The sequence below is a fragment of the Streptomyces griseus subsp. griseus genome (genome assembly GCF_000720255.1).
GTDB classification, from domain to species: Bacteria; Actinomycetota; Actinomycetes; order Streptomycetales; family Streptomycetaceae; genus Streptomyces; species Streptomyces griseus_I.
Genome location: NZ_JOJE01000081.1, coordinates 1 through 10991, shown reverse-complemented (window position 1 = coordinate 10991; position 10991 = coordinate 1). Strand labels below are relative to the sequence as shown.

At 67.1% G+C, this 10991-nt stretch carries 12 protein-coding genes and 2 pseudogenes; 7 read left to right on the top strand and 7 right to left on the bottom strand.

Translation table 11 applies throughout. The features are described from left to right. Positions 1-677: 677 nt before the first annotated feature. Complete coding sequence (locus IG99_RS42580; RefSeq protein WP_234312165.1) at positions 678-1091, bottom strand: hypothetical protein; 414 nt, start codon at positions 1089-1091, stop codon at positions 678-680. Further along, positions 1080-1330, bottom strand: a pseudogene (locus IG99_RS47165) (transposase family protein); the annotation flags it as partial. The gene IG99_RS42580 and the pseudogene IG99_RS47165, both read right to left, overlap by 12 nt. A 567-nt stretch (positions 1331-1897) precedes the next feature. On the opposite strand from IG99_RS47165, the gene IG99_RS42565 reads away from it, so the two are divergent. The 4 genes from IG99_RS42565 (at position 1898) to IG99_RS49385 (ending at position 4922) form a co-directional block, all read left to right on the top strand. Then, positions 1898-2632 carry an ASCH domain-containing protein gene (locus IG99_RS42565; RefSeq protein ID WP_063768398.1) on the top strand — a complete coding sequence of 245 codons (735 nt, stop codon included), beginning with the start codon at positions 1898-1900 and terminating at the stop codon, positions 2630-2632. 386 nt (positions 2633-3018) lie between these two features. Further along, positions 3019-3414, top strand: a complete 396-nt coding sequence (locus tag IG99_RS42560) for a MerR family transcriptional regulator (RefSeq protein WP_037684279.1) — start codon at positions 3019-3021, stop codon at positions 3412-3414. 106 nt (positions 3415-3520) lie between these two features. Next, positions 3521-4444 (top strand): NADP-dependent oxidoreductase, encoded by a 924-nt coding sequence (locus tag IG99_RS42555; RefSeq protein ID WP_107056167.1) that lies wholly within the window; start codon positions 3521-3523, stop codon positions 4442-4444. A gap of 265 nt (positions 4445-4709) precedes the next feature. Continuing rightward, complete coding sequence (locus tag IG99_RS49385; RefSeq protein WP_037684277.1) at positions 4710-4922, top strand: hypothetical protein; 213 nt, start codon at positions 4710-4712, stop codon at positions 4920-4922. A gap of 63 nt (positions 4923-4985) precedes the next feature. Here the strand turns inward: IG99_RS49385 and IG99_RS47155 are convergent, their stop codons facing one another. From IG99_RS47155 to IG99_RS48420, 3 genes are all read right to left on the bottom strand, one after another. Next, complete coding sequence (locus IG99_RS47155; protein WP_051866605.1) at positions 4986-5492, bottom strand: hypothetical protein; 507 nt, start codon at positions 5490-5492, stop codon at positions 4986-4988. 135 nt (positions 5493-5627) lie between these two features. Beyond that, a complete protein-coding gene (locus IG99_RS44635; protein WP_051866604.1) occupies positions 5628-6167 on the bottom strand; it encodes a hypothetical protein in 540 nt (179 codons plus the stop codon). A gap of 32 nt (positions 6168-6199) precedes the next feature. Beyond that, positions 6200-6406, bottom strand: a complete 207-nt coding sequence (locus IG99_RS48420) for a hypothetical protein (RefSeq protein WP_037684276.1) — start codon at positions 6404-6406, stop codon at positions 6200-6202. Between the two features lie 9 nt (positions 6407-6415). Between IG99_RS48420 and IG99_RS42535 the strand changes: the two genes are divergently transcribed. Beyond that, positions 6416-6742 (top strand): amidase family protein, encoded by a 327-nt coding sequence (locus IG99_RS42535; RefSeq protein WP_037684273.1) that lies wholly within the window; start codon positions 6416-6418, stop codon positions 6740-6742. 297 nt (positions 6743-7039) lie between these two features. Here the strand turns inward: IG99_RS42535 and IG99_RS42530 are convergent, their stop codons facing one another. Further along, the gene (locus IG99_RS42530; protein WP_037684272.1) at positions 7040-7801 is read right to left on the bottom strand and encodes a maleylpyruvate isomerase family mycothiol-dependent enzyme; all 762 of its coding nucleotides are present in this window, start codon (positions 7799-7801) and stop codon (positions 7040-7042) included. 82 nt (positions 7802-7883) lie between these two features. Next, positions 7884-9070, bottom strand: a pseudogene (locus tag IG99_RS51225) (ISAzo13 family transposase); the annotation flags it as partial. Between the two features lie 44 nt (positions 9071-9114). Here IG99_RS51225 and IG99_RS49380 point away from each other — a divergent pair. After that, positions 9115-9633 carry an exonuclease/endonuclease/phosphatase family protein gene (locus IG99_RS49380; protein ID WP_158973376.1) on the top strand — a complete coding sequence of 173 codons (519 nt, stop codon included), beginning with the start codon at positions 9115-9117 and terminating at the stop codon, positions 9631-9633. Between the two features lie 626 nt (positions 9634-10259). After that, positions 10260-10622 (top strand): STAS domain-containing protein, encoded by a 363-nt coding sequence (locus tag IG99_RS42520; protein ID WP_037684270.1) that lies wholly within the window; start codon positions 10260-10262, stop codon positions 10620-10622. The last annotated feature ends 369 nt before the right edge of the window (positions 10623-10991 follow it).

The window sequence follows — 10991 nt, the reverse complement described above, 5'->3', positions numbered from 1 at the left end:
GACGCCGAAGTCGGCGGCGATCTGTTCCAGCGTGACGCCGGGCTCGCGGTTGCGCGCGACCCTTACTACGTCCTCGCGGAACTCCTTCGGATACGGCTTGGGCACTGCGACATCCTTCCAGGCCGCCTCTCAGCAAGCCAGGTCAGGTGTCACCTGTCCGTGCAGCAGTCTCTACCAAAACCGAATGCCTTCGCCTGAGAACTCATGACTCACTTCCTTGAAACAGTGCGCGGGACCGTCAGTCGCAGACGGGCCCCTTGCATTCAGAAGTTACAGGTTCGTACAAACGGTGCTTGTCCGACAGCGAAAGTCGACGTGTTCTCTGCGCGCACAGAATTGGCTGCAGTGAGCCCCTTCCAACCTGCCTGTGAGATCGAGGGGTCGCGGTGACGGGACGACCACGCCCCAGGTAGATGGGTTGTCGACTAACAGCAACCTTCTCCGCCGAGCCCCCGAGTCATTGCCCACCCAAGCGCGGTTACATCTGTCCACTTCAGCACTGCAACTGCCGCGGTGGGAGCTGACCGCTCGGCGACGACAGATCGGCACCCGACGGCGGCTGACGTGCAGCCGCCAGGCGCTGACGACCCTGGCCCACCCGCGCTGCAGCTACACCTTCGCTGAGCTAGCAGCCAGATTCCGCGTGGGTCTGCTCCTAGCCGTAGCGCCGCGCGAAGTCAAAAACCGTGCTGCGGAGGAACGTCTGATCGCACCAGGCGGACTCGCGCGGCTGGTATGCGGCCGGGCAGGTAGACGAATCCGTTGCCGTTGTCGAGGAGCAACCCCTCATCGATGCCGTCCACGGACCAGAGATCAACCGGTCCACCGGTGTTGTTGATCTGAAGGAAGAACTCTGCGTCCTCCTCGCCCCGACAGACGAAGATCCCCTCCACCTCAGGGCGGCGGCTGCCGGCGATTCCCCGTGCGGCGCCCATCCGGGTCCAATCCAGGCCATGCTGTGCGATCGACTGCCGATTGAGCACGGACGAAACGTGGAAGAGGTTCGACGTATCAAACACGCCAGGAGTATAGGAGGCAGCGAGGCTTCCTCCTCTGGCTGAGGCGGTCAGCTCCACGGTGAGGGTGGCCATGGCCTGTTCGCCGAGTGCGAGGATCTTCGCGTGGCGCGGTTGACGGCCTTCTTCCCGGCCGAGAGCGTGTTCCAGCGGCCGCGGAAGGGGACGCGGACGGCGGGGCCGGAGCCCTGGTACGCCTTGTCGGCCCAGCACCGGATGCCGCCGGTGGTGAGGGCGTCGAGCAGGCCGTGGGAGCGGGCGGCCCTGATGTCGTGGACCGCGCCCGGCAGGGCCGGCGAAGCCCAGATGAGCTTCCTGAAGGGCTCACTACGTCCCGCAGAACAACGTAGGGAGCTCTTTCAGAGCGGCCACTGATCGGGTGACGGGCCGGCGTCCCACAACGCACGAGGTCCCTGTGCCGCTGAGAGGTGTTCGACTCGGTGCAGTCGAAGCTGCCGCACCACAAGACGCTCGATGACTTGGGCCGCCGGGGTTGGCAGGACACCTATCTTCACCGACCTCACGATCACGGTTGGCACGACCAACGTGCAGTCGAAGCACTTCGGACGGAAGTCCGGCAGCGCAGATGCCAGCCACCGCCCAGGCCACGATCCGGCCGGGGGAGAGGCGACGGCGTACGGGCCGGGCAAGGATGGGACCGCCCGCCGTCTGAACGCGATCCACCGGTCGGTCTCCACCCTCGCCCGGCTCAGCCCCAGCACCTGGGCGACGGCGGCCTTGAGGATGTCGTAGCGGACCCGGCCCCGAGGGACACCTCTCATATGCGGGTCTTGATGTCGAGCCACCGACCACGCTGAGGATGAGGCCCAACAGAACAAATGTGTCGAGGAGTCCGGCTGGGCCGATCTAAGGTCGGCGCCATGGTCTCCATGAAGCTCTTCGACTCCGAGCGCCGCGTCATCGAGGCTGCGGAACGGCTCGCTACTGCCCTTGGGAGCGATCCGAACCACACAGTGGCCGCAGCGGCGATGGACACGGCCGGCAGGATCCACGAGGCGGTCAACGTCTACCACTTCACCGGCGGACCGTGCGCCGAACTCGTCGTACTCGGTGCCGCCGCAGCAGCGGGAGCCGGCCCGCTCGTCACCATCGCCGCTGCGGGAGATCAAGGTCGCGGTCTCATCCCGCCGTGCGGCCGCTGCCGCCAAGCGCTTCTCGACCTCCATCCCGACGTCTTCGTCGCCGTACCGACCGACGACGGTCCGACACTGCGCCCGATTCGAAAGCTTCTGCCGGACACCTACTTCTTCCCCGATGCGGATGCGCGTCGAATTGTTCGGTTCAACAAGCGCTACTACGACGACATCGCCGCCGCGCGGAAGACCTCCACCGTCCGCTATGACGATCCGATCGCACTGGGTCCCGCGATCTTTCTCTTCGAGGACGACGAAGTCCACCGCACGTTGAAGGGCACCGTCACTGGCGTCGAACGCCACCGGCTCGATCGCCTCACCGCCGAACAAGCTCGGCTCGATGGATTCACGACCATCGAAGAGCTCAAGAAGGGCCTCCAGGGCCACTATCCCGGCTTGCCCTCCGATGCCGAAGTCGAGTTTGTGACGTTTACCGTCGAAGCGCCTGACGCCGTGCAGTGATGCAGCGTGAATAGCTCCACGCCCGATGGGATTGCAGTGCGGACGCCCTGCAATCCCGGGGCTTGTTGATATCGGCGTCGTCCCTTCGCTGCCGCGTCGTCTCGCTGGCGTTTCGAGGGTGGGCCGGAACTCGATCGTAGTGATGAAGAACGTGCACGATTCTTCCCTGTCAACTCTGGCTGTGTTGTGGCGATCTCTCATCTGACTCCTGGTCTGGGTGGGTGAGGTGACTTGTCGGCGTACCGAGAAAAGTGCTCAGGCGTGTACAGACGAACGTGCTCAGTCGTGGGACCGGGAGGACAACCCTGCGGTCGTGGGGGTGTCCGCGAGCGTCCATGACTCGACGGCGGTCTGAACCTGGAGCACGCGGGCGTAGGCTCTCAGGGATGCGGATAGGCGAGTTGTCCAAGCGCACGGGCGTGAGTCCGCGCTCACTGCGGTACTACGAAGAGCAGGGCCTGCTGACCAGCTCACGCTCCGACGCAGGGCAGCGTCACTATTCCGATGCTGCGGTCCAGCGCGTGTCACTCATCCGACAGCTGTTCGACGCGGGTATGTCCAGCAGGGTGATCGCGACTGTGCTGCCGTGTGTGGACGTCCCGGGCGACCTGGGCGTCGCCGAGGAGACGTTCACGGCGATGATGCGCGAGCGCGACCGGATCGACGGCGACATCGCGCACCTGATCGAGACCCGGGATGCACTCGACGTGCTGATCAGGGCCAACAGCCGACACCGGGCGGAGCTGTCCACGACCCCGGAACCGGTGGCGCAGTCGGCCTGATGCTGTGATCTGCATCTCAGCCGGTTGCCCCTCACATCAATGTCAGAGGTGAGGATGGCGACCACGCCCGGAATCACCGGGTCGGTCATACGAGAGGCGGCGGAAGATGGGGCAGGCGTGGGGTTTCGGCAGGTATGGCGGGCCCGAGGTGCAGGAGTTCTTCGATCGTCCCGACCCCGTCCCCGGTCGCGGCGAGGTGCTGATCCAGGTCGACGTCGCCGGCGTGAATCCCCTCGACCACCTTCTGCGCTCGGGTCTGGTCGACGGGCTCGACGGCGGGCGTCCGTTTCCCCGCGTGCTGGGCATGGAGGCAGCCGGAACCGTTCTCGCCCGGGGCGAGGACGTCAATGGGCTCGAGGTGGGTGACGCGGTCTTCGGCTTCGCACTCACCGGTGGCGGCACCTACGCCGAGACAACGGTGCTGTCCGCGCCGAACACCGCGCGCATCCCGGAGGGTCTGTCCGCGACCGTGGCGGCAACGCTGCCAGTAGCCGGGACGACCGCGGTGGACGTGCTCGACCAGCTCAGCCTCCCGGCCGGTGCCACGGTCCTGGTCAACGGAGTCGGGGGCGGGGTCGGCCTCGCCGTCGCCCGGCTGGCTATCGGGCGCGAGCTGCGTGTGCTAGGCACCGGGAGTACCGCCAAACGCGAGCACGCCGAGGCCATCGGGGTGCGGTTCATCGACTACACCGCCGAGGACGTCGCCGCCGCGGCACGCGAGCTGGTTCCGGACGGCTTCGACGGGATCGTCGACCTGGCCGGAGGCACCTCGCTGCGGACGGTCGCTCCGCTGGCCCAAGATCCCCGCAACGTCATCGCTGTGGGTGATATGTCTGTGCCCGATCTCGGTGGGCGTTTCGTCGAGCGTCGCGTCGACCGCGAGAACCTGGAGCGGTCGGCCCGGCTGGCCCTCGACGGACTCCTCGCACCGGTAATCACCGCGGTCCATCCGCTCTCCGACGCCCCGGCCGCCCTCGCCACCGTCGAGAACGGTCACACCTCGGGCAAGGTTGTCATCAAGGTGGCATGAGAAGTGCCCGGCCGTCTGACGCTGTCGACCGTCCATGGCGGACCGACGAGAACCCGTGGTCAGCGCATCATCAACTGAGCACGTTCACCTGTACGGGGTTGAGCACGTTCAGGCGTACGCCGACAGTGACTCCGTGTAACAGCGGAGAAAGTTGGTTCTGTCGTCTCGTCTCGTCCTGACCGCTCCGCGGTCAGGACGAGACGAGGCGGCGCGACTACGAACCGGGCTCGGGGGCCGGGCGCAAGGCCGCCACGGGGGCTCGCTTATGCCCCGACTGGCCGCGGAGCTGTTCGCTCTCAACGGTGAGGACGTTCACCGCGCGGGCGAATGTCTCGATCTCGGCCTGCTGTGGCTTGTTCTCCTCACGTCCGCCTCGGCGGCCGGCGCGAGGACGGTCAGCGCTCCGTCGGACCGCAGCGGGGTGCCGGCCAGCAGGCGGTCCATCGCGGCCCTGATGTTCTTCCTCTCGTTGTCGTAGCTCACAAGTCCGCCCCCGCTGCCGGCAGGACGCGGTCGTGGTCGTGCTGGTCGGCGAGCTCGTTCAGGATCTGGGCCCGTTTCCGCAGCCGGTCGGCCAGCGGTTCGGGAACCAGGCCAGAGACGGCCTGGCGACCCAAGTCATCGGCCCCTTCCCGAAGTTGATGTGCGTGGGTGTCGGTGCGGGCGATGTTCGCGCAGTTGACCTTGCAGCGGTGCAGGCTGGGGCCTCGCTCTTCGCGTTGCGGCCGGGATGGCGAAGCGCTTTGGCTCGGTCGTAGTCGCAGAACAGAAATGCCTCCTTGTTCTCGAAGACGTTCAGGGTCGGGTCCGCCAGCAGGTCTCTGGCCTGACGAACGGAGGTGATGAGACCGCCGAAGCGGTGGTGTTCCTGGGCGGCGGCGTTGATCAGACGCCTCGCTGCGGGGCCCGAGACGCCCTCGCCGTCCTGGATGGCCTCGTGGACCTCGCTGAGTTGCTCGACGACGTTGCGGGCGGTTTCGAAGTCGAGAAGGTCGTGGATGCCGCCGCGCGAGCGCGATCCGTAGCCCTCGCTGATCAGCGTGCGCATGTGCCGTACTGAACCGCCGGCGCCACCAGTCCGCCCGGCCTGCGGGCGATGTGCCAGGCCAGAGTGCGGCGGAAGCGGCCCGTGCCGACCCGCCCATGCGGGTCGGCCGGGATTGGCTCAGCCTGTCGGCCCCGGTTATGAGCATGCGTGTTTACCCACTCGATGAACGACTCGATGCGGTTGCTCATCGTGGCGATCGCCAGCGACCTGCCGCTGGCGGCGCTCCTCGGGCTGGAGGGGATCGTGGACCTCGATTGCGAACAGCAGTCCGTGCCCGCCGAGTTGTTCCAGCACCCGTACTGCCGTGACGACCTGTGGGACTGCCACCCAGGGAGCTTCGCGTACGACTCCGGCGGATTGATGATTGCCGTCCTCGTCGCGGGCGACCTTGAACTGCCGGGCATAGATGAGGTGCCACCGGGCCGCCTCCGGCGGCCCCTGCGGATCCGGGCAGCACCCGTTCTCCAGCGCCAGGATCTCCCCGGTCCGCATCCCCGTGAGATGGCCCAGGACGATGAAACAGGCGGTGACCAGGTGTTTCAGGACCCCGGGGACGTCGTGGAAGTCGAACGGACCGTGCCAGGGCTCCCCGCCCAGCTTCGCGGTGATGGGGGTATCCAGCAGACACCGGCCGGGATTTTGGACCTTGTATGCCTTCCAGCACGGATAGTTCATGACCTGGTGGACCCTGGTGACTGGAGTCCCCGTCAGAAGTCGCTGTCGAACACCAGTTGGCGGTTCGGCCGGTCGGCGGCGTCCCACTCATCCAGGCGGCGGAAGAAACCGCGGAGTTTGCTGATCACCGGCGCCAGGGGCGGCCAGTTCGCGTCCTCGCCGGCCGCCGGCCGGTACAGCTTCGCGGACCCGACGATGGAGGCGCCGTGGGTGTCGGTGTACCGGCGGTCGACCTCCATGTCGGTGCAGTGCCGCAGCACGCCCAGAAACAGGGGCAGCTTTTCCTGGAGCAGTACCCGACCGTGCTGTTGCCGGTGTCCGCCGAGCAGGCGATGGTGCAGGACCAGGACGTGGCCAGCCAGGAGAGCATGCGGCACGTCATGGAGATCCAGTGGCCGATGATGGCGCTCCCGCTGCTCGGCGTGCCCGCGCTCGCCGTTCCGACCGGTGTGGCAGACGGTCTGCCGGCCGGTGTGCAGTGGGTCGGGAGGCGTTTTGACGACCGGCGGCTGCTGAAGGTCGGCGAGGTGCTGGAGCGTGCCATGGGGACGTTCACCCCGATCGACCCGCGGTAGGGAATGGGCGCCACAGCTGAGGCGTGCATACGAATGCCTGTCGGCGTTCCTGCGGACGTGGGGCGACGCCGCCCGGATCACCGGGCTCGGAACCCGCCTGACGGCTAAGAGCACCCAACAGAAAGCCTGGTCGTAGCCGCCACATCCCCTTCCTGGCTGAGTCGGCAGTGCTGCGGGAGGCGGTCAGGCCCGGGCTGTACGAGGCTGTGCTGGCCGTCTGTCGTGCTGAGGCGGAGTTGTTCGCGATGTTCATCGACGCGGACGTCATCGAGGCCGTCCGCTGGCAGTATCGACTGGCTACTCCTCGGGCTCCCAGGCGATCAGGTGCTCGAAGACCTGCTTGTCGCCCTCGATGTGCAGGTCGCTCAGCGTGAGGCGGCCCCAGACGAAGAGGAGCAGCTGCTCGGCCGTGCCCGTGGCCGAAGCGGAGGCGGGCGCGGTGTCGTCCGTGAGGGGTGCGGGCCAGGCGCCGGTGCCGTCCAGCGCGAGGAGCCAGGAACGGCCCTCGGTGGCGTGGTAGTGGATGGTGGCGGCTTCGTGTGGCCAGGCCGCCGGGGTGGAGGTGCAGGTGTCGAGGAACTCGGCTACGCCGTCGATCGCGAGGTCCGCCGGCATCGGCTGCACGGCGCTTGCGGCGAGCTGGGCGTCGTAGGTGTGCACCAGCACCTCGTGCACCCGGCGCCGGGCAACGCCCCAGGTATTCGCCGGCGACACGCCAGCGCTCCACCACGCCCAGCACTCGCGCTCCGGGCCGGCCTTGCGCAGCGCACTCAGCAGCAGGTCGGTCGACTCGGCGTACCAGGCCAGCAGCGCCTCGAGCTCGCGCGGCGCCTCCGCGGCGTCCTTGGCCGGCGGAGCGTCGGCCGGGCCCGCGGCCACGATCGCGGCCCACCAACGCTGGCCCGTACCCAGGTGCTGCACCAGATCGAACAACGTCCACTCGGGGCAGGACGGCACCGGCGCGTCAAGGCTGGGCGCGGCGGCAATCGCGCTCCGGAACGCGGCCGACCGCTCGTCGATCAGTTGCAGCAGGGCGGAATACTTAAGACTCTCTGTCACATCGCCTACCTATCACCCCAGCGCAGCCGACCGCACCGTATTTTCCAGGCCATCAGCTGCGGAAGTTAGGGCTTGCCGGGAATCAACTCGTCGCTTCGATCTTGGTTTTGTCGGGGTCGAGGAACCGGGCGAGGTCATCCCGGGTAAGGAAACGGGCTGTTGAGGCGGGGACATGGACACCGTGGGCTTCCAGGAGCGGGCGGGTGTCTTTGACTGCGCGGCTGATGGTCATGGCGGTGGTGTTGAAGAGCTGGCCCAGGAGGTCCATGGTTGCGAGTTTTCGTAGGTGGAGCAGGGTGACCAGAACCCGGTCGGCTGAGGTGAGCTTGGCTTTGGCACCTGCTCCAGGGGCCACCAGGCGCTCGTGGCCTCGACGTGTGCGGAGCACTTGCTCGCGTTGAACCTCCATCGCTGGAGTCAACGAGTCGGTGAGCTCGCTGAGCTGCCGCCGGGTCATGCCGGTCGGTTCCGGGTCCTGGAGCGAACGCCGCGTGAGGCGAGTCGGTCTGTTCGCCAGGGCCTCGTCCGGTGTGCTGTCGGTGGTTGTCGCGTCCATCGGAGGCTGGGGGTGGAGGGTGTAGTTCCAGTCGCCGTGGAAGCGGTGGCGGGTGATGGGCAAGGCGGCGATCTCGTCGTCGCTGACGCGGATGCCGGTGGGGTACTCACCGCTGTCGAGTTCGGCATGGACGGTGAGGCCGGTGCGGCTGGTGGTCGCGGTGATGGTTTGGAGCATGACTTCATGGCTGGTCAGGGGTCTGCCGCGCCAGTTCATGGTGATGTGGGAGAACAGCCGGTGCTCGATCTTGCAGCGAGGTCGGCGAGCTGGGTCTTCCAGCTGCGGGTGCGGTAGCCGTTGGAACCCCCGCCGTCGGCGGTGATCGGCAGTCGGCGGGCGCGAGCGTAGTCGTGCCGGCCGCGGGCCTGCCACCAGCGCCGGATCGAGGCGACGGCGAACGCCGCGGTGTCGTGATCGGTACCGATGCTGACCCAGCCGGTGTTCGCCGCCATGTCATAGCTTCCGTACGGAATCGCTTTCGCGGCCTGGCCGGGGAAGTCGTGCGTCCTGACCCTCAGGGGCTGCCCTGCGGGCCGCCATTCGTGCCCGGCATTCTTGTAGTCGCCGATCAGCGCCTTCTTCTTGCTGTCCACGCTGATCACCGGGTCACCGGCGTCCCTGTGGTCTCGTGCCTACTCATTGAGGTAGCGGAACTGGGCGTCCCTGTCGGGGTGCTGAGCACCCTCGATCGTCTTGGCGTTGGCCTGCAGACTGCAGCGCAAGCAGCGCCGGCCGCAGGTTCGGCACGGTCCTGGTGGTGCATCACAAGCCGAGCTGGCCGTATGGCTGGGAGCGCGAGAGGGAACTGCAAGCGCTGGCCACGGCCCGCCTCGCCGAAAGAGCCATCGCCGAACGTTCACTACCGCACGCTGTTCTGCTGGGAGACTTCGATGCCACACCGCAGGCGGCGAGTGTGGGGTTCCTTAAGGGGCTGCAGTCGCTGGAAGGCTTCAGCGTGTGCTTCCAGGACGCCTGGTCCACCGTGCACCCCGGCGAACCATGCCCCACATTCAGCTCCAGCAACCCCCTTGTTCGGCAGGGTGACATGCCCGAAATCGCCAGTCGCCGCATCGACTACATCATGATCCGCTGTGGCTCCTACGGTCCCACGCTGCGCGTCACCTCCTGCCGGCGCGTTCTGGCGGGCCCGGTGAACGGCGTGTACGCAAGCGATCACTACGGTTTGGTCGCTGACCTGTCCCTTCCTGACCACACGCCAGGTCAATGGAGGAGCCCTCACCAGCAGCCGAGCCCTGCCCACCTATCAGCTGACTGAAGATGCCCCACTGCCGTTGGTGGGTGGAGTCCGTCGAGCCTGGTCGCCAGCGACTCCTGCCAGCACGCCCAGGTGACCTCAACCGGGATCTCGGGGAGCGATGACGGCCAGGACTGTGAGGGCAGGGCGCACGGCGGCTCGGTGACGGATGCGCGCGTCGTGCCACTGCGTGAAGCAGACGTCGCCATACCGTCGATAAAGGGGAGGGCTGCACCACCGCAGGCGGTGACATTGTGCGCCAGCACAGATGGCACAGAAGGTGGTGTGAGCTCCTGGACGGCCCCACACAAGGTGCACAGCCGCGTCGCCGGTTCTCCGCGACAGCCAGAGCGGGCTTCCAGCCGAGCAGCGGAGCGTTCTCCGGAGCCTCCCACAGTCCCGCGTGGGCTGGACACCCTGGGGCGGGACCGCTCGACGCTCAATCTTCTGCGTAGGGAGTCGCGAGTGGTGGCGGGAGTATGCGACGGTGGAAAAGACATGAGACCGACCGGCACCGCGGGTGCCGGCCTTTCGGGGAGCCGGACGTTGCCCCCATCCCGGGCATCTGGCCCCCGCCATCGTCGTAGACCCCCATCGGGGGTGCTTCGCCTTTGGGCTCAACAACCCCCGGAAGGGGGCGCGCCCAGATGAACATCACCACCACCATCGACACCACCTCCGCACGCATCACAATGCGCGGGGACATCGATTTCGACACCCTGCCCTCACTGCGCGCTGCCGCGGACGCACTACCGGCACACGTGACCGACCTGCTGTGGGACCTCAACCACACACCTTTCATGGACATCGCCGGCCTCCACCTCCTCTTCACCCCCACCCCGCATGACGGACCGAACCGCCGGGCCACCGTGACAGGCCTGCGCGGGCAGCCGTTGCGGCTGCTGCTCCTAGCCGCCGACCTCCACCCCGCCACCTTCGATCTCACCCGCCTGCTCTCCGACGCGCCCCCCACCGCTTCCCATCAGGCGGCATCCGAGCGGCCCTTGTGAGAAGGCGCCCCGCCATCGATGGTTGGCTCGGTGTATTACGGCGAGACCGCGAGCGCTGATACGAGCGGACAGATCGTGAAGGCGCGCTGTTTGTACTCCCGCAGCCCGGCGGCGTACACAGGCCCCGCCACGCCGCTGGCGAAATGAATGCGAGATATCAGCCCTTGAATGTCTGGTCGATGTGCACGTTGTGGAGCCGCCGCATTCTGGCCGCTGCCGACCGGCTCCCAGGAATCCGTGCTGATCGCCACAAGCGGTACAAAGCATGGTCTGAGCTTGTTCCGCTTTGACGGACACCATCGGTGTGGTGGTCAGGCTGCGGGTGCGGTCTCGTATTCGGCGGGACTGCGGTAGCCGAGGCTGCTGTGC

Bases quoted from the DNA above. Each gene is read 5' to 3' on its own strand.
- IG99_RS42565 (WP_063768398.1), top strand. From the start codon at position 1,898: ATGGTCTCCATGAAGCTCTTCGACTCCGAGCGCCGCGTCATCGAGGCT.
- IG99_RS42580 (WP_234312165.1), bottom strand. From the start codon at position 1,091: ATGGCCACCCTCACCGTGGAGCTGACCGCCTCAGCCAGAGGAGGAAGC.
- IG99_RS42560 (WP_037684279.1), top strand. From the start codon at position 3,019: ATGCGGATAGGCGAGTTGTCCAAGCGCACGGGCGTGAGTCCGCGCTCA.
- IG99_RS49385 (WP_037684277.1), top strand. From the start codon at position 4,710: ATGCCCCGACTGGCCGCGGAGCTGTTCGCTCTCAACGGTGAGGACGTT.
- IG99_RS48420 (WP_037684276.1), bottom strand. From the start codon at position 6,406: ATGGAGGTCGACCGCCGGTACACCGACACCCACGGCGCCTCCATCGTC.
- IG99_RS42520 (WP_037684270.1), top strand. From the start codon at position 10,260: ATGAACATCACCACCACCATCGACACCACCTCCGCACGCATCACAATG.
- IG99_RS42555 (WP_107056167.1), top strand. From the start codon at position 3,521: ATGGGGCAGGCGTGGGGTTTCGGCAGGTATGGCGGGCCCGAGGTGCAG.
- IG99_RS47155 (WP_051866605.1), bottom strand. From the start codon at position 5,492: ATGCGCACGCTGATCAGCGAGGGCTACGGATCGCGCTCGCGCGGCGGC.
- IG99_RS44635 (WP_051866604.1), bottom strand. From the start codon at position 6,167: ATGAACTATCCGTGCTGGAAGGCATACAAGGTCCAAAATCCCGGCCGG.